Source organism: Lysobacter sp. 1R34A (assembly GCF_051217035.1).
Classification (GTDB): Bacteria; Pseudomonadota; Gammaproteobacteria; order Xanthomonadales; family Xanthomonadaceae; genus Lysobacter.
On record NZ_JBPKJP010000003.1, the window covers coordinates 137,402 to 161,312 of the forward strand.

The window sequence follows — 23,911 nt, forward strand, 5'->3', positions numbered from 1 at the left end:
GCCGTTCGTCGGAATCCTAAGGATTTTTTAACGCCGTGGGTACGGCCGTCGGGTGGGAGTCTTCGCGGGGACCTCGCAACAAGGAGACGAGGCGGTCCCCCCGGCACTTGGTCGCCTCGCCGGCGAGCGCTTAAGCTCGAGGCCGTTTGCAGCGCAGGAGTTCGGATGGACATCGTGGCGATCGTGATGGTGGCGCTGGGGCTGTACCTGGCCTTCAAGCTGGTCGGCTTCCTGCTGAAGTCGGCGATGTGGCTGCTGGTGCTGGCCGGGCTGTATTACCTGATCGCGCCGCTCGCCGGTTGGCCGGTGCCCTGGTAGCCCGGCTGCGCCGTCTTTTCGTCCCCCGTCGCCAGGAACCGATCCGCCATGAACGACCGTACCGACGCCGTACCCGCCGAGTGGCAGCACGACGCCCAGGACATCGGCCGCCTGATCCGCGCCGTATACGCCTGCATTTCCGGCCCGGCCGGCGCGCCGCGCGACTGGGCCCGCTTTCGTTACCTGCAACACCCGCGCGCGCTGAGCCTGCGTACCGTGGTCGAGGCCGACGGCTCGACCCGCGCGGCGGTGTTCGATGTCGACAGCTACATCGCGGACGTGGAACCGTTCTTCGCCGCCAACGACTTCCACGAGGTCGAGACCGAACAGCGCGTCGAACGCTTCGGCCAGATCGCCCACGTCTGGAGCAAATACGAGGCTCGGCCGACGGCGGACTCGCCGACCGTGCTCAAGCGCGGCGCCAACAGCATCCAGCTCTGCCACGAACGTGGGCGCTGGTGGGTGGTCAGCACGATCTGGGACAACGAGCGCGAGGGGCTGCGCTTCGATTTGTTCTGAGGTTTCTCGGTCCTCCCCCGTGCGCGGGGAGGGCGCCGTCGCCTGCAGGCGTGGCGGGTTCCGGCAGGCCAGGGTGGGCTGCGTGCCGACGGGCCGGGCATCGCCTCGCGATCCGCAACACAGCGTCGCACCCGAGTGCGTTCGAACGACGCTGAATTCCCTTCGTCGCGCCCCCATCTGGAAAGACTCCTAGTTGCGAGCGCGACCGCATGCTGCCGTTTTCCGTACTCGATCTGGCGCCCGTCACCGAAGGCAGCGACACCCGCCAGGCCTTCGCCAACAGCCTCGAACTGGCCCGTCATGCCGAACGCCTGGGCTATCGCCGCTACTGGCTCGCCGAACACCACAACATGCCCGGCATCGCCAGCGCCGCGACCGCGGTGCTGATCGGCTACATCGCCGGCGGCACCTCGACCATCCGCGTCGGCGCCGGCGGCATCATGCTGCCGAACCACGCGCCGCTGCAGGTCGCCGAGCAGTTCGGCACCCTGGCCTCGCTGTACCCGGACCGCATCGACCTCGGCCTGGGACGCGCGCCCGGCACCGACCACGCGACCGCGCGCGCCCTGCGCCGTTATTACGACGGCGCCGACAGCTTCCCGCAGGACGTCAGCGAACTGCTGCATTACTTCGAACCGGTGCAGCCCGGACAGGCGGTGCGCGCCGTGCCGGGCGCCGGCCTCGAGGTGCCGGTGTGGCTGCTGGGATCGAGCCTGTTCAGCGCGCGCCTGTCGGCTGCCCTGGGTCTGCCGTTCGCGTTCGCCTCGCATTTCGCCCCCGATGCGATGGACGAAGCCCTGAACCTGTACCGCCGCGACTTCCAGCCGTCGGCGCGGCTGCAGCGCCCGCATGCGATGCTGGCCCTCAACGTGGTCGCCGCCGACGACAGCGCCGCGGCGAGGCGCTTGTTCACCACCCAGCAGCAGGCCTTCGTCAACCTGCGCCGTGGTCGCCCGGGCCTGATTCCGCCGCCGATCGACGACATCGAAACCTTCTGGACCCCACTCGAAAAAGCCGGCGTCGCCCAGGCCCTGGCCTGCGCCGTGGTCGGCGACGAGGCCGAAGTGCGCGCCGGCATCGCCGCCTTCATCGAACGCCATCGCCCGGACGAGCTGATGCTGACCGCGAACATCTACGAGCACGCGGCGCGCTTGCGTTCGTTCGAGATTGCCGCGGGGGTATGCAAGTCGCTGTAGGTGTACTGCCCGGGGCAGGAGCGACGGTCGCGACTGCGCAATTCCGATCGCCTGCGCCGGCAGCCGCAAACTCGCGGTCGCGGCTTGCGCCGCTCCTACCCTGCGAGGGCGCGCCGCTGCGATGAACGACGACAGCCTCGTCATCTCTGCGCGTCCCTGTCGCGGCTTACGCCGCTCCTACAGGGGAGGGCGTCGCTGCGCGTCAGCTGTATGCGACTGCGGCCTTTGCTTCGGCTGTGCGCCGTCTCGCACTCGCGACGGCCAAAGAAGACCCGGAGGGCGGCCTGCATGGATGCAGGCCGTTTTTCATCGGGACAGGGATGTCCCGTATGAAAAAGCACCGCATCGGCACCGCTCGTGCGGGCCCTTGATTCAGAACAAAGCATTTTTCTTTGGTTACCTTTCTTTTGTTGCTTTAGACAAAAGAAAGTAACCCGCCGCTTCAGCGGCGGAAGCTTTGGGTTTGATCTTGATCTTGATCTATTGAAAGACAGAAGCGCCGCAAGACTGCCACAGCGATGTCGCGGCTTGCGCCGCTCCTACCCTGCGAGAGCACGCCGCTGCGATGAACGACGACGGCCTCGTTATCTTTGCGCGTCCCTGTCGCGGCTTACGCCGCTCCTACAGGGGAGGGCGTCGCTGCGCGTCAGCTGTATGCGACTGCGGCCTTTGCTTCGGCTGTGCGCCGTCTCGCACTCGCGAAGGCAAGAGAAGACCCGAAGGGCGGCCTGCATGGATGCAGGCCGTTTTTCATCGGGACAGGGATGTCCCGTATGAAAAAGCACCGCATCGGCATCGCTCGTGCGGGCCCTTGATTCAGAACAAAGCATTTTTCTTTGGTTATCTTTCTTTTGTTGCTTATGACAAAAGAAAGTAACCCGCCGCTTTAGTGGCGGAAGCTTTGGGTTTGATCTTGATCTTGATCTATTGAGCGAGAGAAGCGCCGCGAGATCGCCGCAGCGATGTCGCGGCTTGCGCCGCTTCTACTCCGGCGAGGGCGCGCCGCTGCGATGAACGACGACGGCCTCGTTATCTTTGCGCGTCCCCTGTCGCGGCTCACGCCGCTCCTACAGAGGACAGGCTCGCAGCGGCACGCTCACGTGCCAAACGCAATCGCCGAGGACCGAGCGCCATGCGCGTCAGCGCTTCTCCACCCGCAACAACTCCACCTCGAACACCAGCGACGCATCCGGCGGAATCACTCCGCCGCCGGCGCCTTCGCGGCCGTAGCCCATCTCCGGCGGCACCATCAGGATGCGCTTGCCGCCCTCGCGCATGCCGGCGACACCGTCGTCCCAGCCGCGGATCACGCGGCCGGCGCCGAGCAGGAAGTCGAAGGGCTTGCCGCGATCGAGCGAGCTGTCGAACTTGCTGCCGTGTTTGTCGGCGGCCTTTTCGTCGTACAGCCAGCCGGTGTAGTGGACGATCACCTGCTGGCCGGACTGGGCGACTTCGCCGGTGCCGACGCGCTCGTCGATGGCCTGGAACTGGGCGATGCGGCCGCTGAAGACCTTCGGCGCCGCGGCTTCTTCCTGCGCCGCCGGCTTGCGGCAGGCGCTTACCGCGACCACGGTCGAGAGCAGGGCCAGAGCCAGGGGCAGGGCGCGCAGGCAGCGGCGCAGGCGCGACGGAACGACGTTCGCGGACGAGGATGTGGAACGACCGATGGACACGCGCGACCTCTGGGTTATCGCCGACAGGACGCCAAGCTTAGCCGCTGTCGGCGAACCCGGTGCGGCGCCGTCCGCTCAAGCCGCGGGAATGCGCCGTTCGTACTCGGCCTCGACCCGGGTATGGGTGCGCCAGAAGCCCTGCGGTTGTTCGCCCGACAGCAAGGCGGTCAGGATGCTCAGGTGGGTATGCCAGCCGCCGGCGACGCTGACCATCATGGCGCGATCGGCCAGGCGGCTGTGGGTCACCACCAAGCGCACCCGATCGCCTTCCTCGCTGAGCTCGAAGCGCACTTCCGACGGCGGTGTGTCGCTCCAGGTATAGCTGAGCAGGCGTGGCGGGTCGATCGCGGTGATGCGGCCGTGTTGGCGGTGCTCGCCGCCGTACTGGGCGTATTTCGCCGGCGGCGGGTCGTCGTCGCGGGTCAGCCGGTTGTTGTCGAAGATCAGCTCGACCGAACCGCCCAGGCGCAGCTCCATGGCCCCGGCGGCGAGCCAGCGGCGGCGTTGTTCGGGCTCGGTCAGGTAGACCCAGACCCGCTCGATCGGGCCGGGCAGCAGGCGTTCTATGCGCACCGTGTCGGCTGCGGTGACGGTGCCGTAGTCGTCGTGAGTCGCGGACAGATTCATGGCGGTCTCCTGAGGCCGCGGACGCGGCCAGGGTGATGCGCGCTCAGGCGCGGGGTTTGCGCCGCGGGGCGGCGGCTTTCTTGGCGGCGGGCGGCTTCGCCTGCGGCGCAGATCGTTTCGATGGGGCCGGCTTGCGCGCCTGCGCCTCGTCCTCGGCGCGCAGCAGGGCTTCGAGGTCGTCCAGGCGCTGAGTCCAGTAGCGTTCGTAGTGGCGCAGCCACTCGAAGCCACCGTGCAGCGGCCCGGCGTCGAGGCGGCAGACGTGAGTGCGGCCGAGCACGGTGCGCTGGACCAGGCCGGCGCGTTCCAGCGCCTTGATGTGCTTGGACGCCGCGGCCAGGGTCATTCGATAGGGCTCGGCGAGTTCGCCGACGCTGTGCTCGCGCTCGGCCAGGCGATGCAGCATCGCCCGCCGGGTCGGATCGGCGAGAGCGTGGAATACGGCGTCGAGCCGTTCGGAGCGATAGTCAACCATGTGGTTGAATATCCGCCCGCCGGAGCCGATTGTCAACCGTTTGGTATAATTAAGCCGGCGCGCCGACCGGCTCTGGCCGCGCGCCGGCGATCAGTGCCCGGCCGACTGCGCCGGTTCCAGGCTGGCGCCGAACGCGCGCATCGCCTTGGCGGTGGCGGCGTCGGCGGGGAAGAACGACTCGATCGCCAGTTCCGACAGCGTTACTTCGAGCGGGGTGCCGAACACGGTGATGGTGCTGATGAAGGCCAAGTCGCCGAACTCGCTGCGCACGCGGAACGGCACCGCGACGTGCGCGGCGGCGGTCAGCTCGGTTTCGTCGTAAGGATCGTCGCAGGGATAGGCGACGAGCTCGTCGTACAGCGTCGACAGGACCGGATCGCGGGTGGTGTCGGCCAGATGGCGCAGGCGGTGCAGCAGGTGCGCGCGCCATTCGCCCAGGTTGATGATGCGCGGCGCCAGGCCTTCGGGGTGCAGGCTGACCCGCAGCACGTTCGACGGCCGGGCCAGCAGGAAGTCGGGAATGCCGGCCAGCAGCGGCGCGACCGCTCGGTTGTGCATGACCAGGTTCCAGTGCCGGTCGACCGCCAGCGCCGGATGCGGCTCGTGCCCGTACAGCACCATTTCGATCGCGGCATGGGCTTCGCGCAGGGCGGGGTCGTCGAGCGAGCGCTCGGCGTACATCGGCGCGAGACCGGCGGCGGTCATCAACTGGTTCCTTTCGCGCAGCGGCACGTCGAGGCGGTCGGCCAGGCGCAGCAGCAAGGCGCGGCTCGGCAGCGAGCGCCCGGTCTCGATGAAGCTGACGTGGCGGGTCGAGACCTCGGCCATTTCGGCCAGGTCGAACTGGGTCAGACGGCGACGCTGGCGCCAGTTGCGCAGCAGCTCGCCCACGGGGCGGAGATCGTTCATGCGCTCACGATAGCCCGAGGCGTCGGCCGGAGGCATTACCTGGCAGGTAATCGACCTGCGTCGGCTACGGCGGTGTGATGGCTTCCGAGATCCACACCGCCTTCAACCGCAAGCCCCTTCAATCGCAAGCCTCAGGAGTCGACCATGGCCATCGCCGCTCAAGTCCGTCCTTCTTCCCTGTTGCGTCGTGCGCTGGTCGCCGACGCCGTGGTGTCCGGCGCCGCCGGCGCCTTGCAACTGGCCGCCGCCGGGCCGCTGTCCGACCTGCTCGCGATCGATGCCGGGTGGTTGCAGCGCAGCGGCATGATCCTGTTCGTGTGGACCGCCTTTCTCGGCTGGCTGCTGACCCGCAAGGCGGTCTCGCCGACGATGGCGTGGACGGTGATCGGGGTCAACCTGGCCTGGGTCGCGGCCTCGATTTTGGTCCTGGTCGAAGGTGCGATCGCGCCGAACACGCTGGGCACCGCCTACGTGCTGGCGCAGGCGGCGGTGGTGGCGATCTTCGCCGAGCTCCAGTTCTTCGGCCTGCGCAGGCAGTCGCGTGGCTGAGGGCAGGGCCGGCGCACCGGCCTGTCGCATCGACCCCGCAGCACGCTGTCGCAGCGACGGCCCTCGCCCCGGCGAGGGCCGTCGTCGTTTCGGACGCCCGCATCGCGGCCGGCGGATCGCGAGCCGCCACCGCCGTGGCCTGGACGGGTTAGATTGCGCGTCAGACGAGTCGCTGGGCGCGAACGGTCGGGCGCCGACCTGCGCCGGCCGGGGGAGAACGCGATGAAACCGATCCTGTGCCTGTTCGCAGCGGCATGGCTGGGCGCTGCGCCGGCGATGGCCCAATCCGGGCCGATCCCGGCGATGAGCGCCGAGCAGGTCGCCGGCATGCTCGACGGCGGCACCCGCCTGGAGAAGCGCATCGACGGCGTCCTCAACGGCGACGGCGACATCGACACGGTCCTGGTCGGTCGCGGCGAAGACCGACGCAGCCTGACGGTGTGGCTGGCCTACCGCAGCGAAGTCGATTTCGGCCACCAGCCGGTCGGCACCCTGCAACTCGATCCATACCCGCTCGGCGACGCCGACCTGTCGATCCGCAAGGGCGTGCTGGTGATCGAGGACCTGACCGGCGGCACCACCGCGACCCAGTCGACCTATCGCTATCGTTACGATTCCAAGGCCGAGCGCATGCGCCTGATCGGCCTGGACGCGCAGAACTACAGCCGCACCAACAGCCACGGCACGGTCAAATTGAGTTGGAACCTGCTGACCGGCGACCGCATCGTCGAGCGCGGCGAGGTCAACGACTCGGGGCAGGGCGATCAGGCCATCGATTACGCGCCGGCCAAGCGCGAGAAGAAACCCAGCCCGCCGCTGTACATGGAGACCACGCCGACCCCGGATTCGCTGCTCGAAGCCCTGTAAGCCCGGGGGCCGGCGCATCCGCCCGGCGGCCGCCGCGGCTCACCCCGCGGGCGGGGCGCCGTACTGCACTTCGACGATGGCGAAGCGCTGCGGGCCGGCCGGCAGCATCGCCTCGAATTCGTCGTCGACGCGGCGCTTGAGCATGGCCCGCGCCAGCGGCGAGTCGATGCTGATGTGGCCGAGCCTGGCGTCGGTCTCGTCCGGGCCGACGATGCGATAACGCGCTAGCTCGCCGTTGGCGATGTTCTCGACCTCGACCCAAGCGCCGAAGAACACCGAGCGCGGGTCGCTCGGCGTGGACTCGATCACGTGCAGCAAAGGCAGGCGCTTGCTGAGGTAGCGCACGCGCCGGTCGATTTCGCCGAGCTGCTTCTTGCGGTAGATGTATTCGGCGTTTTCCGAACGGTCGCCCTCGGCCGCCGCGGCGGCCAGGGCTTTGACGACTTCCGGCCGGCGCACCCGCCACAGGTCGTCGAGTTCGTGCTTGAGGCGCGCGTGGCCCTCGCGCGTGATCAGCGCGGTGCTGTGTTCGGCAGGAGGGCGCCAGCGGGCCATGGGCGCTCGCTTACTGCGCCGCGCCGACGCGCTTGAGGGTGTAGTTGAGCTGCGAGTCGATCGCCTTGCCTTCCTGGTCGAGCAGACGGATCTCCTCGTTGGAGACGACTTCGAACAGGCGGTCCTGGTCGCTCTTGCTGTTCGGGTCCAGGCGCAGGCGCTTGCCTTCTTCCTCGGCGGTCCAGGTGCCGTCGCCCTTGGCGTTGCCGTCCTTCTTGCCCTGGTAGCTCTCGTCGATGGCATAGGTGCCGTCGGCCTTGAACTCGACCTTGGTGTCGATGCCGGCGCAGTCGGCGCAGGGCAGGGTGCCGCTGAAGCTGCCGGCGAAGGCGGCGACATCGAAGCCGGCCTTGGGCGCTTCGGCCGGGGCCGGTTCAAGAGCGGCGACGGGAGCGGCTTCCGCGGTCTTGGGAGTTTCGGCGGGAGCAGATGTCCCTTCGGTCGGCTTGTTGCAGGCGCTCAGGGCGAGCGCGGCGAGGCAGGCGAGAGCGAGCGATTGCTTGGTCATGAGCGACTCCGGATTGATGATGGAAACGATCGATGGACGGAAACTGCGGGTACTGCGAAGACTGAAGCAACAGGGGCAGACTGCCCGGGCGGCCGCGCAACGCGGCCGCGGCGGGGTCTGCGTGCGGGCTAGCGCTTGCCGCCGAAGATGCCGCCGAGCAGGCCGCGCAGGATCTGCCGGCCGATCTGGTTGCCGACCGTGCGCGCGGTCTGCTTGGCCATGGTCTCGACCATGCCCTGGCGACGCTTGGTGCCGAACACCGCGTCCTTGATCGACTGGCCGATGCCGCCTTCTTCCTGGTCGTCCTGTTCGCGGGTCTTGGCCGCGGGCGCGTCGGCCTGCACGGCGGCGGTCTCGGCGCGCTTGGCCAGCATCTCGGCGGCCGATTCGCGGTCGACCGACTGGTCGTACTTCGGCCCGATCGGGCTGCCGGCACGCAACTGCGCGCGCTCGGCCTCGGTGATCGCGCCCATGCGGCAGCGCGGCGGCGCCACCAAGGTGCGTTCGACCGGCATCGGCACGCCTTTGTCCTGCAGGGTCGAGACCAGCGCCTCGCCGGTGCCGAGCTGGGAGATCACCTCGGCGACTTTCAGCGCCGGATTGGGCACGAAGGTTTCGGCAGCGGTCTTGACCGCCTTCTGGTCGCGCGGAGTGAACGCGCGCAACGCATGCTGCACGCGATTGCCGAGCTGGCCGAGGATGTTGTCCGGGATGTCGTCGGGAAACTGCGAGCAGAAGTACACGCCCACGCCCTTGGAGCGGATGATGCGCACGACCTGTTCGACCCGCTGCTGCAGCGCCGGCGGCGCATCGTCGAACAGCAGGTGCGCTTCGTCGAACACGAATACCAGCTTCGGCCGGTCGAGGTCGCCGACTTCCGGCAGTTGTTCGAACAGCTCCGACAGCAGCCACAGCAGGAAGCTCGAATACAGGCGCGGCTTGAGGATCAGCGAGTCGGCGGCGAGGATGTTGATGACGCCGCGGCCATCGCTGGTGGTGCGCATTAGGTCGTTGAGTTCCAGCGCCGGTTCGCCGAAGAAATGCGCGCCGCCTTCCTGTTCCAGGCGCAGCAGCGCGCGCTGGATCGCGCCGACCGATTGGGTGCTGACCAGGCCGTAGCTGGTCGAGATGTCCTTGCGCTCGTCGGCGACCAGGCCGAGCAGGGCGCGCAGGTCCTCCAGGTCGAGCAACAGCAGGCCGCGGTCGTCGGCGAGCTTGAACACGATGTCGAGCACGCCGGACTGGGTGTCGTTGAGTTCGAGAATGCGCGCGAGCAGGGTCGGGCCCATTTCGCTGACCGTAGTGCGCACCGGGTGGCCCAGCTTGCCGAACAGGTCCCAGAACACGGTCGGGTTGCCGGCGGGAGCGAAGTCGGCGATGCCGATCTCGCCCAGGCGCGCCTGCAGCTTGTCGCTGAGCGTGCCGGGCATGGCCAGGCCGGCGACGTCGCCCTTCACGTCGGCCAGGAACACCGGCACGCCCTGGCGCGAGAAGCCTTCGGCCAGGGTCATCAGGGTCACGGTCTTGCCGGTGCCGGTGGCGCCGGCGACCAGGCCATGGCGGTTGCCGAGCTTGGTGTGCAGGAACACCTGGCCGCTGTCGGGCGTGGTCACGGCCTTGCCGATCAGGATGTCGTTCTGGGTTGCGCCGGGGGTCGAAGCCATATCCGCGTCCGTGATCCATGAAGAGAAGCGAGGGGCCGATTCTAGCGGCACCCTGGCGGGCTTCGTGAACCGCGACAGGGGCCGGCTCGTGCGCCGGCGCGACCGGGGTCGCGGTTCGCCGCACCGGCCGCCGCGTCGCGCCGTCCCAGCCGGGCCGAACCGAACCGACTCATGCCGAAAAGCCGGTGCCGTCGTGTTTTCTTGCCGCGCCCTGACCCCGCCGTTACCCTGGGCCCCCGCTACAAGGACCTGCCGCACGCCACATGCCTGCTTCCCTCCGCATCCCCGGCGCGCTCGCGCCGCTCGCCGCCGCGCTCGCGCTGTCCTGTCTTTCGCCCGATGCGGCCGCGCTGTCCAAGCGCGACCAGGCCGCCGTCGATGCCCTGACCCAGCGCATGCAGTCCGGCGAGGCCCGTTATCAGTCGGCCCTGGTCAAGATCCGCAACGCCGACCCGGCCGGCCGTCGCGAGAGCGATGCCGCGCTGGAGGACATGGAGGACGTGATCGCGGCCTGCACCAAGCAGAAGGGCTGCCAGCTGAGCACGATGCTCGCCGGCTACAAGCGCCTGCTCAAGGCCAACGCCGACGCCTCGGTCGCGGCCGGCGAGGATGACGTCGACGAGGGCGGCACGCTCGACAGCGAAGGGCTCGGCGCCGACGTGCCGGAAGCCGCGCGCGCCGCGGCGCTGCTCAGCGACGACGGCCAGCGCTTCGTCAAGATGGTCCAGTACAACCCGGCCGTGCAGGCCGGTATCCGCCGTTGGCTCACCGACATGCGCGGCTCTCTGATCCAGACCCACGAAAATTACCAGTACATGCGCCAGATGATGTGGCCGCAGTTCGAGCGCGCCGGCCTGCCGGAAGCGCTGCTGTTCGGGATCATGGCCAAGGAATCCAACGGCAAGGTCCACGTGACCTCGCGCGCCGGCGCCGCCGGCCCGCTGCAGTTCATGTTCGCCACCGGCAAGCGTTTCGGCCTCGGCGACGACGGCAGCGGCTTCGACACCCGCTACGACCCGCGCGCCTCCTCCGAGGCCGCCGCTTCGTACTTGAACGAACGCCTGGGCCAGCTCAACAACAGCATCGAGATGTCGTTGGCGGCCTACAACGGCGGCGAAGGCCGCGCGCTGCGCATCAACAACGCCAGCGGCGGGCGCAATTTCTGGGACGAGTCGGTCTACAACCAGTTCCCGGCCGAGACCCGCGACTACGTGCCGATGGTGATCGCGGCGGCCTGGCTGTACCTGCATCCGCGCGAGTACGGCCTGCGCTTTCCGAAGATCGACGCCAAGCCGGCGTCGCTGCGCCTGAGCAAGGCCAGCTCGATCTACGAGCTGACCATCTGCCTGGGCAACGGCGGCACCCGCGAGGGTTACATGCGCGCGCTGCGTAACCTCAACCCGCGCTACCAGCCCAGCAGCTACCTGGCCGCCGGCACGAGCCTCAACGCCACGGTCAAGATGGTCGGCCTGTACAACCGCTGGTGCACCCAGGGCAAGCGCGCCGAACTCGCCCACACCCTGGTGATGAGCGACGCCAGCAACGCCATCGTCCGCACCGGACCGCTGACGGTGCTGCCGTCGTCCGACGGCGCCGTCGACGGCACCGTGCCGACCGCGATCGCCGCCGGCGAGCCGGCCGGCCTGGCGACGCCGAAGCCGGCGCCCAAAAAGCCGGCCACCCCGCGCGACTACCGCGTCCAGCGCGGCGAGACCCTGACCGACGTCGCCCGCAAGTTCCAGTGCGACACCAAGCAGCTCGCCAAGGCCAACGGCATCAAGGCGCCGCGTTATATGGTCAAGCCGGGCCAGAAGCTCAAGCTCAACGGCTGCGGGCCGTAATACGGGTAGAGAGGCGAACGCATGGACGCGCCTGCCGACGACGCTTCACCGACCCAGACGGCCGCGGCCGCCTGGGATTGTCGAGGGCACGGCAGCGCAGCGGTTGTCGACAATATGCGGTCGCCACCCACTCGACCGATACCTTGGTCGACGCCAGTCCCGGTTCGCTGCAATAGGTTCGTGAGACAGTAGCGCCGGCATGACCAAGCGCATCGCAACGACCTCGTCTTCGCGTCCAAGCCCGTGGCTCGCAGCGATCGCGCTGTCGGCGCTGCTGGCGATCGCCGGCAGTTATCTGTCGCCGTGGCTGCACTATGTATTCAAGCCGCTGACCACGCTGTTGATCGTGGCGATGCTGCTCCGGCGCGGCGGCGAAGCCGAACCCGAGGCGGACCGCGGCTCCGGCTATCGGCGCGCGATCCTGATCGGCCTGCTGCTGTCGACCCTGGGCGACGTGTTTTTGATGTTGCCGGGCGACTGGTTCGTGTTCGGGCTCGGCAGTTTTCTCTGCGCGCATGTCGCTTATCTGGTGGGCCTGACCCGGCGCGCGCCGTGGTTCGCGGCGCTGTGGCCGTTTCCTGCCTATGCCGCGCTCGCCGCGGCCGTGCTGGCGGTGTTGTGGCCCCATCTGCCGGGCGCCTTGCGGCCGCCGGTGATCGCCTATGTGATCGTGCTCGCGGCGATGGCGGCGCAGGCCGCGGCGGTATGGCGCCATCGCGCCGACCGGGCGACTGCGCTGGCGGCCTTGGGCGGTGCATTCTTCGTCGTCTCCGACGCGACTCTGGCGATCGACCGCTTCGCCGCGCCGTTCGCGGCCGCCCCGGCGGCGGTGCTGGCGACCTACTGGATCGCCCAGACCCTGATCGCCCTGTCGGTGCGGCGCGGCTGACCGCGCCTTGGTCGTGTCGCGCCGGATCGGACCTGGAGCCGGGAATCGGTTTACTTAAGCGGGGGCGCGTGCTAAATCGCTGCGCATAGCCCGTATGGAGTCCGTCATGCTTACAGGATGTAACCGCGCCGCCGCGGCCTTGCTGACCTTGTTGTTGTGTTCCTGCGCGTCGGCCGGGGTGCGTTTCGACGGCCAATGGAGCTACCAGCAGAGCTGCGGCTGGAACCACACCGCCAACCTGGACCTCGCCGGGTCCGGCACGTCCTACACCGGCAGTTGGGACGACGGCACCCGCGTCGGCGGCGACAGCGGCAAGCTCAAGGGCGAGTTGCGCGACGACAAGCTGTACCTGCAGTTCTGCAGCGACACCGGTACGCCGGCCTGCCCGAGCTATGGCGAGGCTTCGGCTTATCTCGTGCGCGATAAGGCGACGGTGGTCTGGTATCGGAAGTCCGGCAGCGACTACCAACCGTATCTCACCTTGCACGAGGCCAAGGCCGGTCAGAAGGTGCCGATCGACGACCGGTGCCCCGACGACGAAACCAAAGACGACGAACCCAAAGACAACTGAGCCGCGGACCATCGAGTCCGAACAGACAGCGAAGCCGCGGGCGTTCCCGCCCGTGTCGCAGCAAGGAGGCTAGACCATGAACCAACCCGCACAAAACGCCACGGCGACGCCGCCTGCGGCTCCGCCGCCGCGCGTCATGACCGACGACGAACGCCGCGCGATCGCTTATTTCGCCATCGGCGTCGGCTCCGAGGGCAGCATCGGCGGCCGCGACGTCTCAAATCACCTGTCCTTCGCCGGCAACACCGTCAACGGCGTGATGCAGCCGGTCGGCAACAGCGGCTATTCGATCGGCACCTTGCAGACCGACCTCGGCCAGCATCCCGAAGTGGTGCCGTCGCTGGTCGACGCCTATCAGGACTGGGCCCGCGCCAACCATCCCGACCGCGTGCTCAGCGCGGCCGAGCGCGCCCAGACCATCGCCGACCTCGGCCGCAACGGCAACACCATTACCGCCCAGGGCGGGCGCGCGATGGACGCGCGCATCGAAGGCAACCTCAACGAATTCCTGCGCTCCGACGCCGGCGTCACCTACATCCATAACCGCGACGTCGCCCAGGCCAACGAACTGGTCGCCGGCGTCATGGCCCAGGTCAGCCAGACCGCGCTGTACCGCAATGCCACGCCCGACGACCAGGTGCGCCTGACCACGATGGTGGCCAAGGTCGAGAACCAGAGCGGCACTCGCTGGACCCCGGCCTTGTTGCGCGACATGAACAACGGCACCCATAACAGCGTCGCCGACGTCAGCGGCGCGATCGATCGCCTGCTGCCGCGCACCAGCGGCGACCGCGACTATATGGAAACCGGCCGCGACGCCGCGCTGCAGGGCGCCGAGGTGATGATCGCGCTGCGCAACGCCGACTCGCGCAGCCCGATGCACCAGACCTGGCAGGACGTGATGGCCAATCCCCTGGTCAACCCGCGCCAGACCGGCCAGGACCCGGCGCGCCCGCACCTGACCGCCGAATACGACACCGCCAAGAACCTGTTCCTGCAGAAAGCCGAGGCCCCGGCCCTGATCCACGCGCTCGACCAGGGCGGCGCCTATGCCTATGGCCGTCCGCAGCAGGAAGGCCAGGGCCGGGCCGGGCGCCCGACCGCCGGCCTGTACGCGTCCGGCAACGATTTCGTGGTCTGGAACCGCGACGGCAGCGGCCATTCCAATATCGGCGGGGTCTGGGCCGACGTCGATCGCAACGACCTGTCGAGGGTGCGCAACCGCGACGGCACCACCGACCTCAGCCAGACCCGGAACGGCACCACCACGCGCTTGTTGCACGTCGACCCGCATGCGCCGGTGCTGCGGACCACACCGGACCCGGCATTGCAGCCGGCTACTCAACAGCCGGCCACCCAAGCCCCGGGTGCGCAGACCCCGGCCACCCCGACGCCGGGCGTGCAGCCGCCGGCGGCGCCACAACCGGCAACGCAGCCTCATGCGAATGCGGCCGGACGCGCCGGCCCGGAAGACCCCTTGGTGCAGCAGGCGCGCGTCCAGGTCAATCAGCTCGATGCCCGCCTCGGACGCACCCCGGACCAGTCTAGCGAATGCATGATCTTCAGCGTCGCCTGCCTCGCCCGGCAGAGCGGCCTGGAACGCATCGACGGCGTGTTCCTGAGCCAGCAGACCGAGACCCAGCGCGCCGGACAGAACGTGTTCGTAGTGCAGGGCGCGGCCAACGATCCGGCCAGCCTGCGCGCGCACATGCCGACCGCGGAGGCGACCAATACGCCGGTGCAGGATTCACAGCAGCGCCTGAGCCAGCTCGGCCCGCAACAGGCGGCACTGCACGAACAACAACAGCAAAATCAGCAGCAGACATTGCCGCCGCACGCGCGGGGAATGTAAGCCCGGCGCGCCGTTGTCGCTCGAGGCGATGGCGGCGCGCTTACCGTGTCGCGCTTACCGTAGCGCGTTACTGCGGCGTCGTTTCGGGTGCGGCTTTCGCGGCCGGGGCGACCGCTCCGCGGGCCTTGTCCCACAGCCCCCCGGCGACTTCGCGCGCCTTGCCGGCGCCATGCATGACCGTGTCGTTCAAGGGCTTCCAGGCCTGTTCCTCGGCGAAACGCGCGGTCGTGCTCAGCACCTGCGGGCCTTGGTCCTTGACCGCTTCCCAGGTCAACACCGCGATCAGGCGCGGCATGAAGGCGAAGGAGTCGACGTCGCCGCCCTTGGCTTCGACCTTGGCGATGAAGCGCGCGAGCTCCTGGCGGACCGGTTCGGGCGCGCTCGGGTCCCGGCTCATCCGCTTGAGCGTGACCAGGCCGTCGCGGGTGCGGCCTTCCTGGAACGCCACGCCGGCGCGCGGCAGCTCGCTCATCCACGGCTGCTTCAACAACCGGCCGAGCGCATCGATATGCACCTGGGCGCGGTCCCAGCGTTTTTCGCTCACCGCCAGATACGTCAGCGCGGCGTGCAGGGTGATGACGTGCGCGACCGGCGGTTGCTCGGCGCCCGGGCTTTGCGGCGCGGCCCACACCTTGTCGCTCTCGGCCTGGGCCAGGTGCGGCCATTCCAGGCGCTGGAACACCACCGAGCGCAGCGAGTCCGCGGCGACGCGATCGAAGGCGCCGCAGCCGCGCGCCTCGACAATGTCGCTTTCGGCCAGTGCGATCGTGCTCTTGTCGGCCACCAGCGCGCCGTAGGCAAGCAGTACGTGCATCGCGCAGTAGTCGGCGTCGTCGAATTCGACCGGCGGCTGCTTGCCGCTCCATTCCATGCCCTTGCGATAGGCGCCGATCGCGCCGGGCAGGCCGTGGTCGGACAACTGCCGGTACTGGGTATAGGCGAGGCTGTCGCGCAGTTCGAGCAGTTGCTCGTTCTCGCTTTTGTCGCCGCAGGCGGCGAGGACGGCGATCAGCAACAGACAGGCCGCCCGGCGCAGCGCCGGGCGATGACGGGACGACATGGTTCCCCTCCTTGGGTGGCGACCGGGTAAACGGCGTATCAGTCGTTGCGGCGGGCCAGGGCTTCGCCCAGGCGCACCGCGGTTTCCGCGCCCAGGCCGTCGGCCAGGGCGGCGACGCCCGGCGGCAGCAGCACGATCACGGTCGAGCCGTAGTTGAAACGCGCCATCTCGGCGAAACGTTCGAGCGCGATGCCCTTGCCGCGATAGTCCTTGCGCTGGACGCGGTCGCCGTAGCGCGGGATCTCGACCCCGCTCCAGACCGTTTCCACGCCCGAGACCAGCAAGGCGCCGACCATGACCATCGCCATCGGCCCGAAGTCGGTGTCGAAGTGGCAGACCAGGCGTTCGTTGCGCGCGAACAGCCGCGGCACGTTGCGCACCGCGTCCGGACCGACGCTGAACAAGCGGCCCGGCACGTGCACGGTTTCGCGCAGGGTGCCGGCCCAGGGCATGTGCACGCGGTGATAGTCCTTCGGCGAGAGATAGACCGTGGCGAACACGCCGTCGTGGAACGGCGCGGCCGCCGCTTCGTCGCCGCCGAGCAGTTCGGTCGCGGTGAAGGACTGGCCCTTGGCCTGGAAGATCTCGCCGGCGCGGATCGGGCCGCACTGGCTGATGCGGCCGTCGGCCGGCATCAGCAGGACGCGCGGATCGGGATCGGGCACGCGCGCGCCGGGCTTGAGCTCGCGGGTGAAGAAGGCGTTGAAGGTCGGATAGGCCTGCGCATCGGACTCGGCGGCTTCGCCGAGGTTCACGCCGAACTTGCGCGTGACCGTATCGATCAGCCACCGCTTGACGCGCGGGTTGTCGGAGTAAGCCAGCGCGCGCGCGATCGAGGACAGCGCGCGGTGCGGCAGGGCATAGGTCAGAGTGGTGACGAGACTCACGGGGTCTTGGCCTCGGTCAGTGCGGCGAGGTCGGCGGCGATGGCGTTCGGGTCCAGCGGCGGTCGGATCAGGCCGGCCATGCGGCCCTGCGGATCGAGCACGGCCATGCTGGCGCTGTGGTCCATCGAGTATTGGTCGGCGGGCGCGCCGTCGGGCGCCGGCACCTTGCCGAACACCATGCCGAGCGACTTGGTGAAGGTCTCCAGCGCCGGGATGTCGGCGGTCGCGGCCAGAGTGTCCTTGTGGAAACCGTGGGCGTACTCGCCGATGCGGTCGGGCGGGTCGCGCTCGGGGTCGACCGAGACGAACAGCACCCGCGGACGGGTCGATTCGGGGATCGAGTCCCACTGCTTCTGCGCCACCGACAGCTCCGCCAGGGTGGTCGGGCAGACGTCGGGGCAGTGGGTGAAACCGAGAAACACCAGGGTCCAGTGGCCCTTGAGTTCGCCGGGAATGAGCTGGGTGCCGTCGGACTGGCGCAGCGAGAACGCCGGCAAGGTGCGCGGCGGCTCGAACAGGCGCACCGCCTTGGTCTGCGGCCAGGGCGAGGGGCGGGCGCTGCCGAAGTACTGCTTGGACGCCCACAGGCCGGCCGCGGCGGCGAGCGCGGCGACCAGGATGATGGCGGTGGTGCGATTGAACATGGCGATTCCGTCGATTGCGCCCGGGGATGATACCGGGCGCGGGGCGGGCTGGTTCGGTGGGGCGGGCTGGGGGATCAGGAACCAGGGGCGCAGGAACTAGGAACTAGTGGTGAGGAGTGAAAAAAGCATGGAAGCGAGGGGTGAGGAGCAGATCCCCTGGCCTTTTTCACAGGGGGCGTCTCCGGGTCGGTTTCGTCGGGCTTGGGGAGGCCAGGCATGCACGCGCGCTCGGTTCCCCAGCAAACCCTCCAGACACCCCCTTTTTAGAAGGGGGGCAGGGGGATTTGCTTTTGCCGTTGCCGTTGCCGTTGCCGTTGCCGAACCCCGAACCCCGAACCCCGAACCCCGAACCCCGAACCCCGAACCCCGAATCCCGAATCCCGAATCCCGAATCCCGAATCCCGAATCCCGAATCCCGAATCCCGAGTCCCGAGTCCCGAGTCCCGAGTCCCGAGTCCCGGGCCCACCCGCTATACTGCGCGCCTTGTTTTGCCCTGGACTCGCCGTGCCCGCTTCCGCCTCTTTCGAACAGCTGACCCTCGTCGACCTGATCCGCTACGGCGCCAGCCGCTTCGGCGCGGCCGGGCTGACCTTCGGCCACAGCTACGACAACGCGCTGGACGAGGCCACCCAGTTGGTCCTGCACGCGCTGCACCTGCCGCACGACCTGAGCCCGGTGTACGGCGCCGGCCGCGTGACCAGCGAAGAAAAGGCCAAAGTGCTGGAACTGTTCGAGCGTCGCGTCAACGAGCGCATCCCGGCCGCCTACCTGACCGGCGAGGCCTGGTTCGCCGGGCTGAGCTTCAAGAGCGACCGCCGCGCCCTGGTGCCGCGTTCGCCGATCGCCGAACTGATCGAGTCGGGCTTCGAGCCCTGGCTCGGCGGCCGCGAGGTCGAGCGCGCGCTCGACCTGTGCACCGGTTCGGGCTGCATCGCCATCGCCACCGGGCATTACCACCCCGATTGGCAGGTGATCGGCGCCGACATCAACGACGAAGCGCTTTCGCTGGCCGCCGAAAACAAGGTGCGCCTGCACGCCGACAACGTCGAGCTGCGCAAGTCCGACCTGTTCAAGGGGCTGCAGGGCGAGGTCTTCGATCTGATCGTGACCAATCCGCCCTATGTCACCAACGACGAGACCGACGCGCTGCCGAAGGAATATTCCTACGAGCCCGAGCTCGGCCTGCGCGCCGGCGACGATGGCCTCGACCTGGCGCTTAAGATCCTGCGCGATGCGCCCGATCACCTCAGCGAGCATGGTCTGCTGATCTGCGAAGTCGGCGAAGCCGAGCGCGCCCTGGTCGAACTGCTGCCGCAACTGCCGCTGGCCTGGGTCGAGTTCAAGGTCGGGCAGATGGGCATCTTCGTGGCCGAGCGCCACGACCTCGTCGAACACCACGACGAAATCAAACGACTCGCCGACGCGCGCGGCTGAGCGTGCGTCGGCGGCCGGTGGCGGGCGACGCGACGCGTCCCCGCAGCGCCTGAACGCTGATCCAGTACGCGCCAGGCGCCAGACCGGCCGGAATCCGCAAGCGTCCCGCGGCGTCTGCGTTCGTTTGCGCAACCTCGCGGATACCCCGGCGTAGGGTCGTCGACCCCGCCATCGCATCGCGGCTGCGCCCATCGTTGCAGCGGAAACCAGCGTCGTCGGCTATGGTGGGCGGCGCAGTTCGCGTCGGCAGTTCGCGCGGGATCGGTGTCTACGGCACATCAGCCTCGGGCTCGTTTTTCCTCACATTCGGGGAATTCGAGATGAGGCCGATGTCGGATGATACTGATGTCGGATGAGACTGAGGTCGCAGGCGATGCGGGTCGCGGTCGCAGGCCGGCGCGATCGGCCGGCATAGAATCCGCTGTCCTCGATCGCCGTCCCCTTGCGACTCGTCAAGCCGCGCGTCACCGCTGCGTCATACCATCGGCGTAGGCAGGTGGCCTGCGTTCGGCGCGCATCGCGATGGCGTCGACGCAGGACGCACCCCTGCCGCCGCGCACCGGCACGAGCGCCTCGCGCAAGCGACGCCCGCACCGGCTCCGCGCAACCCCCACGCCGGGCCGAGACCGGCACGCATCAGGACTTCGATCAGTGGCCAGCAACAGCTTCGGAAAGCTTTTCACGGTGACGACCTTCGGCGAGAGCCACGGTCCGGCGATCGGCTGCGTGATCGACGGCTGCCCTCCGGGCCTGGAAATCGTGCCGGAGGAATTCCGCCGCGACCTCGACCGCCGCGCCACCGGGCGCACCCGCCACACTTCGCAGCGACACGAAAGCGACGATATCGAAATCCTCAGCGGCGTCTATCAGGGCCGCACCACCGGCACGCCGATCGCCCTGCTGATCCGCAACACCGACGCGCGCAGCAAGGACTACGGCTCGATCGCCGAACAGTTCCGTCCCGGCCACGCCGACTACAGCTATTGGCAGAAGTACGGCCTGCGCGATCCGCGAGGCGGCGGGCGTTCCTCGGCGCGCGAAACCACCATGCGCGTGGCCGCCGGGGTGATCGCCAAGAAGTGGCTGGCCGAGCGGTACGGGGTCAGCGTGCGCGGTTTCATGTCGCAGATCGGCGAGATCGTGCCCAAGGCCTACGACCTGTCGGCGGTGGAAGAGAACCCGTTCTTCTGGCCCGCCGCCGATCAGGTCGGCGAGCTGGAGACCTACATGGACGCGTTGCGCAAGTCCGGCGACTCGGTCGGCGCGCGCGTCGACGTGGTCGCCGACGGCCTGCCGCCGGGCTGGGGCGAGCCGATCTACGGCAAGCTCGACGGCGATCTGGCCGCGGCCCTGATGAGCATCAACGCGGTCAAGGGCGTGGAGATCGGCGACGGTTTCGCGGTCGTGGCGTCCAAGGGCAGCGAGCATCGCGACCAGCTCTCGCGCGCCGGCTTCGCCAGCAATCATGCCGGCGGCATTCTCGGCGGCATCAGCACCGGCCAGCAACTGCGCTGCTCGACCGCCTTCAAGCCGACCTCCAGCCTGCGTCTGCCGGTGCGCAGCGTCGACATCCACGGCAATGAGGTCGAAGTGATCACCACCGGCCGTCACGACCCCTGCGTCGGCATCCGCGCCACCCCGATCTGCGAGGCCATGGTCGCGCTGGTGCTGATCGACCAGGCCCTGCGTCACCGCGCCCAGTGCGGCGATGTCGGCGTGGTCAGCCCGCGCATCCCGGCCCAACTGGAGCTCGATGCCGATGCCTGAGCGGCCGCGGGTCTGGGTGTCGCAACCGCTGTTCGACGACGTCGTCGCGCGCCTGGGCGAGCATTTCGACCTCGTCGCGACCGCGCAGGTGACCAAGCACGGTCCCGAGGCGATCGCCGTGGCGCTGCGAGACGTCGACGGCGCTCTGGTCACCCTCAACGACCCGATCGGGGCGGCCCAGGTCGCCGGCGCCGGCCGGCTGCGCGCCATCGCCAACGTCGGGGTGGGCTACAACAACCTCGACCTGCCGGCGCTGACCGCCGCCGGCGTGCTGGTCACCAATACGCCGGACGTGCTGACCGAGACTACCGCCGACTTCGGCTGGGCGCTGATGATGGCCGCCGCGCGCCGGATCGGCGAGGCCGAGCGTTGGCTGCGCGAAGGCCAGTGGCGGCAGTGGAGTTTCGATTCGCTGCTCGGCGGCGACGTGCACGGCGCGACCCTGGGCATCCTCGGCATGGGCCGGATCGGCCAGGCCATCGCTCGCCGCGCCGCCGGCTTCCGCATGCGCGTGCTGTACCACAACCGCAGCCGCCTGCCGGAAGCGGTCGAGCGCGAGTCGGCCGCGGCCTACGTCGGCTTCGAGGAACTGCTGGCACGCGCCGATCACCTGATCCTGGTGCTGCCGTACTCGCCGCAGGCCCATCACCTGGTCGATGCCGCGGCGCTGGCGCGGATGCAGCCGCACGCGACCCTGACCAACATCGCCCGCGGCGGCATCGTCGACGAGGATGCGCTGGCCGATGCGCTCGAACATGGGCGCCTGGCCGCGGCCGGCCTCGACGTGTTCGAGGGCGAGCCGGCGCTCAACCCGCGCCTGCTCTCGTTGCGCAACGTGGTGCTGACCCCGCACATCGCCAGCGGCAGCCTCGCCACCCGCCGCGCCATGGTCGCGCTGGCGGTGGACAATCTGATCGCGGCGCTGGGCCATGGCCCCGATGCCGGCCGCCCGCCGTCGCCGCTGAACGCCGCGCAGCTCGCCGAGCGCGCCGGCGCCGGCGGCCGCACAATGGGCGCACAGGGCGGACGATGAAGGCGCCGCTCCCGATTCTTTTCCGGCGCTCGCGCGCCGACCCGAGCAACACCCGCCGGAAATGGGTCCGGCGGCTCCCACAAGTCAGGTAAACAGGAACAGATGAACGCCAAGACGTCCTGCAATGTCGCTGTCGTCGGTGCCACCGGCGCAGTCGGTGAAACCATGCTGAAGGTGCTGGCCGAGCGCAAATTCCCGATCGGTCAGCTGCATGTGTTGGCGAGCGAACGCTCGGCGGGCGAGAAAATCCAGTTCGACGGTAAAACCATCGTGGTCCAGGACCTGGCGAAATTCGATCCGAGCGGCGTCGACATCGCGCTGTTCTCGGCCGGCGGTTCGGTGTCCAAGGAATACGCGCCGAAGTTCGCGGCGGCCGGCGCGGTGGTGATCGACAACTCGTCCGCGTTCCGTTACCAGGACGACGTGCCGCTGGTGGTCAGCGAGGTCAATCCGGAAGCGGTCAAGCGCCGCCCGCTCGGCATCATCGCCAATCCGAACTGCTCGACCATGCAGTTGATGGTCGCGTTGGCGCCGATCCACCGCAAGGCCAAGCTCGAACGCATCAACATCGCCACCTACCAGTCGGTGTCGGGCACCGGTAAGCGGGCGATGGAAGAGCTGGGCAAGCAGACCGCGGCGTTGCTGAACTTCCAGGAAGCCAAGGCCGAGGTCTACCCGGTGCAGATCGCCTTCAACGTGATCCCGCACGGCGGCGACTTCACCGACAACGGCTACACCACCGAGGAGATGAAGCTGGTCTGGGAGACCCGCAAGATCCTCGGCGACGACAGCATCGGCGTGAACGCGACGGTGGTGCGGGTACCGGTGTTCTACGGCCACTCCGAGGCGGTGCACATCGAGACCCGCGACAAGCTCGGCGCCGCCGACGCGCGTGCGCTGCTCGAACAGGCCCCGGGCCTGGTCGTGGTCGACGACCCGGTCGGCGGCGGATACCCGACGCCGGTCACGCACGCATCGGGACGCGATCCGGTGTTCGTCGGACGCATCCGCGACGACATCTCGCATCCGCGCGGCCTGTCGCTGTGGGTGGTGTCCGACAACATCCGCAAGGGCGCGGCGACCAATGCCGTGCAACTGGCGGAACTGGTCTGGAACGAAGCCTGAGCGACATATCGAGGCGAGTACGGATCGGGCCTGCGGGGCCCGGTTCGTTTGCGCAGCCGGCGCGCGCATCGGCACGGGCGGCGGACGCAGCGCCGGTTATCGGCCAGGCCGCTGGCATTGACCCGCCGATGTGGTGCACTCTGCACGGACACGGGTCGACGGCGATGCGCCAGGCATCGGGCCGAATCGGTTCAGGCGACAGGATGTCGAGTCGAACGCCGAATCGAGGGTCCATCTTCACCGCTGCGTTGCGCATTCCGCCCGCCGACCGCTAGAGTCGCCGCCTGACCAGGGTAATGGGATCGTCTGTGAGATCAGGTTTCGCACGCACCGCGTTGGCTCTCGCGTTGGCCTTGGCCAGTGGAGCGGCCGGCGCGCTCGGTCTGGGACAGATCGAGGTCAAATCGCGCGCGGGCCAACCGTTGCTGGCGGAAATCCCGGTCATATCCAGCGACAGCGACGAGCTGGCGCAACTGCGCGCCGGCCTGGCCTCGCCGGAGACCTTCCAGCGCATCGGCCTGGCGCCGCCGCAGGGCATCGTCACCGACCTGCGTTTCGTGCTCGCGCTCGACCAGGCCGGCAAGCCGGTGATCCGGGTCACCAGCACCCAGCCGGTGAACCAGCCGCTGCTGACCTTCCTGATCGAAGTCGATTGGGGGCAGGGCCGCCTGACCCGCGAGTATTCGGCCTTGCTGGATGCGCCGCGCACCGTGTCGGCGCCGATGCAGCCGCCCATCCAGGCCCCGACCGGCGCCGACGCCAACACCATCGAGCGCCCGCTCGATGCGCCGCTGCCGTTCGGCGCGCAACCGCAGGCGACCGATCCGCTGGCGGTGGAGAACCAACTCGACCGCTACGACCCGGGCAGCGCCATCGCCGCCGCGCCGCAGCCGGCGCCCGAACCCATCCCGGTCGAGCCCGATCCGGTGCCGCAGGCCGAGCCCGCC

The 23,911-nt window shown here is 68.9% G+C and carries 24 protein-coding genes; 14 read left to right on the forward strand and 10 right to left on the reverse strand.

Translation table 11 applies throughout. The annotated features are described in order from the left end of the window. The first annotated feature begins 165 nt into the window (after window positions 1-165). The 3 genes from ACSAMQ_RS02445 (at window position 166) to ACSAMQ_RS02455 (ending at window position 2,033) form a co-directional block, all read left to right on the forward strand. On the forward strand, window positions 166-318 hold the full coding sequence (locus tag ACSAMQ_RS02445) for a hypothetical protein (RefSeq protein WP_161786141.1): 153 nt from the start codon (window positions 166-168) through the stop codon (window positions 316-318). 48 nt (window positions 319-366) lie between these two features. Beyond that, entirely contained in the window at window positions 367-837 is a 471-nt protein-coding gene (locus ACSAMQ_RS02450; protein ID WP_435394122.1) for a hypothetical protein, read from the forward strand. Window positions 838-1,046: 209 nt separating this feature from the next. Continuing rightward, window positions 1,047-2,033, forward strand: coding sequence for an LLM class flavin-dependent oxidoreductase (locus ACSAMQ_RS02455; RefSeq protein ID WP_435394123.1), 987 nt, complete (start codon window positions 1,047-1,049; stop codon window positions 2,031-2,033). A gap of 1,139 nt (window positions 2,034-3,172) precedes the next feature. On the opposite strand, the gene ACSAMQ_RS02460 is transcribed toward ACSAMQ_RS02455, so the two are convergent. The 4 genes from ACSAMQ_RS02460 to ACSAMQ_RS02475 all read right to left on the reverse strand — a co-directional run bounded on the left by ACSAMQ_RS02460 (window position 3,173) and on the right by ACSAMQ_RS02475 (window position 5,717). Then, complete coding sequence (locus ACSAMQ_RS02460) at window positions 3,173-3,643, reverse strand: FKBP-type peptidyl-prolyl cis-trans isomerase (protein ID WP_435394147.1); 471 nt, start codon at window positions 3,641-3,643, stop codon at window positions 3,173-3,175. 138 nt (window positions 3,644-3,781) lie between these two features. Then, window positions 3,782-4,333 carry an SRPBCC family protein gene (locus ACSAMQ_RS02465; RefSeq protein WP_435394124.1) on the reverse strand — a complete coding sequence of 184 codons (552 nt, stop codon included), beginning with the start codon at window positions 4,331-4,333 and terminating at the stop codon, window positions 3,782-3,784. Between the two features lie 43 nt (window positions 4,334-4,376). Continuing rightward, a complete protein-coding gene (locus ACSAMQ_RS02470) occupies window positions 4,377-4,808 on the reverse strand; it encodes an ArsR/SmtB family transcription factor (protein WP_435394125.1) in 432 nt (143 codons plus the stop codon). Between the two features lie 90 nt (window positions 4,809-4,898). After that, window positions 4,899-5,717 carry a helix-turn-helix domain-containing protein gene (locus ACSAMQ_RS02475; protein ID WP_435394126.1) on the reverse strand — a complete coding sequence of 273 codons (819 nt, stop codon included), beginning with the start codon at window positions 5,715-5,717 and terminating at the stop codon, window positions 4,899-4,901. Window positions 5,718-5,861: 144 nt separating this feature from the next. On the opposite strand from ACSAMQ_RS02475, the gene ACSAMQ_RS02480 reads away from it, so the two are divergent. Together ACSAMQ_RS02480 and ACSAMQ_RS02485 are read left to right on the forward strand one after the other, a co-directional pair. After that, on the forward strand, window positions 5,862-6,266 hold the full coding sequence (locus tag ACSAMQ_RS02480) for a hypothetical protein (RefSeq protein ID WP_435394127.1): 405 nt from the start codon (window positions 5,862-5,864) through the stop codon (window positions 6,264-6,266). A gap of 222 nt (window positions 6,267-6,488) precedes the next feature. Further along, entirely contained in the window at window positions 6,489-7,133 is a 645-nt protein-coding gene (locus ACSAMQ_RS02485; protein ID WP_435394128.1) for a hypothetical protein, read from the forward strand. 39 nt (window positions 7,134-7,172) lie between these two features. Here ACSAMQ_RS02485 and greB read toward each other — a convergent pair whose 3' ends face one another. The 3 genes from greB to ACSAMQ_RS02500 all read right to left on the reverse strand — a co-directional run bounded on the left by greB (window position 7,173) and on the right by ACSAMQ_RS02500 (window position 9,860). After that, window positions 7,173-7,688 (reverse strand): transcription elongation factor GreB, encoded by a 516-nt coding sequence (gene greB / locus ACSAMQ_RS02490; protein ID WP_435394129.1) that lies wholly within the window; start codon window positions 7,686-7,688, stop codon window positions 7,173-7,175. 10 nt (window positions 7,689-7,698) lie between these two features. Then, on the reverse strand, window positions 7,699-8,196 hold the full coding sequence (locus ACSAMQ_RS02495) for a copper resistance protein NlpE (protein ID WP_435394130.1): 498 nt from the start codon (window positions 8,194-8,196) through the stop codon (window positions 7,699-7,701). Between the two features lie 128 nt (window positions 8,197-8,324). Further along, a complete protein-coding gene (locus ACSAMQ_RS02500) occupies window positions 8,325-9,860 on the reverse strand; it encodes a helicase HerA-like domain-containing protein (RefSeq protein ID WP_435394131.1) in 1,536 nt (511 codons plus the stop codon). Between the two features lie 263 nt (window positions 9,861-10,123). Here ACSAMQ_RS02500 and ACSAMQ_RS02505 point away from each other — a divergent pair, with 263 nt between their 5' ends. From ACSAMQ_RS02505 to ACSAMQ_RS02520, 4 genes are all read left to right on the forward strand, one after another. Further along, window positions 10,124-11,701, forward strand: coding sequence for a transglycosylase SLT domain-containing protein (locus ACSAMQ_RS02505; RefSeq protein WP_435394132.1), 1,578 nt, complete (start codon window positions 10,124-10,126; stop codon window positions 11,699-11,701). Between the two features lie 199 nt (window positions 11,702-11,900). Further along, the gene (locus tag ACSAMQ_RS02510) at window positions 11,901-12,590 is read left to right on the forward strand and encodes a lysoplasmalogenase (RefSeq protein ID WP_435394133.1); all 690 of its coding nucleotides are present in this window, start codon (window positions 11,901-11,903) and stop codon (window positions 12,588-12,590) included. Between the two features lie 106 nt (window positions 12,591-12,696). Further along, window positions 12,697-13,161, forward strand: coding sequence for a hypothetical protein (locus ACSAMQ_RS02515; protein WP_435394134.1), 465 nt, complete (start codon window positions 12,697-12,699; stop codon window positions 13,159-13,161). A 76-nt stretch (window positions 13,162-13,237) separates the two neighbouring features. After that, window positions 13,238-15,013 (forward strand): XVIPCD domain-containing protein, encoded by a 1,776-nt coding sequence (locus ACSAMQ_RS02520; RefSeq protein ID WP_435394135.1) that lies wholly within the window; start codon window positions 13,238-13,240, stop codon window positions 15,011-15,013. A 67-nt stretch (window positions 15,014-15,080) separates the two neighbouring features. On the opposite strand, the gene ACSAMQ_RS02525 is transcribed toward ACSAMQ_RS02520, so the two are convergent. From ACSAMQ_RS02525 to ACSAMQ_RS02535, 3 genes are read right to left on the reverse strand one after another with little or no spacing between them, the layout of a single operon-like run. After that, window positions 15,081-16,073: a hypothetical protein gene (locus tag ACSAMQ_RS02525; protein WP_435394136.1), complete on the reverse strand. Its 993-nt coding sequence runs from the start codon at window positions 16,071-16,073 to the stop codon at window positions 15,081-15,083. A gap of 38 nt (window positions 16,074-16,111) precedes the next feature. Beyond that, window positions 16,112-16,960 (reverse strand): archaetidylserine decarboxylase, encoded by an 849-nt coding sequence (asd, locus tag ACSAMQ_RS02530; protein ID WP_435394137.1) that lies wholly within the window; start codon window positions 16,958-16,960, stop codon window positions 16,112-16,114. Beyond that, window positions 16,957-17,604, reverse strand: a complete 648-nt coding sequence (locus ACSAMQ_RS02535; RefSeq protein ID WP_408950096.1) for an SCO family protein — start codon at window positions 17,602-17,604, stop codon at window positions 16,957-16,959. The genes asd and ACSAMQ_RS02535 overlap by 4 nt, the downstream gene beginning before the upstream one ends. Window positions 17,605-18,109: 505 nt before the next feature. On the opposite strand from ACSAMQ_RS02535, the gene prmB reads away from it, so the two are divergent. The 5 genes from prmB to ACSAMQ_RS02560 all read left to right on the forward strand — a co-directional run. Further along, window positions 18,110-19,039, forward strand: a complete 930-nt coding sequence (prmB, locus tag ACSAMQ_RS02540; protein WP_435394138.1) for a 50S ribosomal protein L3 N(5)-glutamine methyltransferase — start codon at window positions 18,110-18,112, stop codon at window positions 19,037-19,039. 651 nt (window positions 19,040-19,690) lie between these two features. Further along, entirely contained in the window at window positions 19,691-20,806 is a 1,116-nt protein-coding gene (aroC, locus tag ACSAMQ_RS02545) for a chorismate synthase (protein WP_435394139.1), read from the forward strand. Further along, entirely contained in the window at window positions 20,793-21,839 is a 1,047-nt protein-coding gene (locus ACSAMQ_RS02550; RefSeq protein ID WP_435394140.1) for a 2-hydroxyacid dehydrogenase, read from the forward strand. The genes aroC and ACSAMQ_RS02550 overlap by 14 nt, the downstream gene beginning before the upstream one ends. A 102-nt stretch (window positions 21,840-21,941) precedes the next feature. Further along, entirely contained in the window at window positions 21,942-22,964 is a 1,023-nt protein-coding gene (locus tag ACSAMQ_RS02555; protein WP_435394141.1) for an aspartate-semialdehyde dehydrogenase, read from the forward strand. Window positions 22,965-23,317: 353 nt separating this feature from the next. Beyond that, a partial coding sequence (locus ACSAMQ_RS02560) for a type IV pilus assembly protein FimV (protein WP_435394142.1) occupies window positions 23,318-23,911 on the forward strand: 594 nt, incomplete at its 3' end.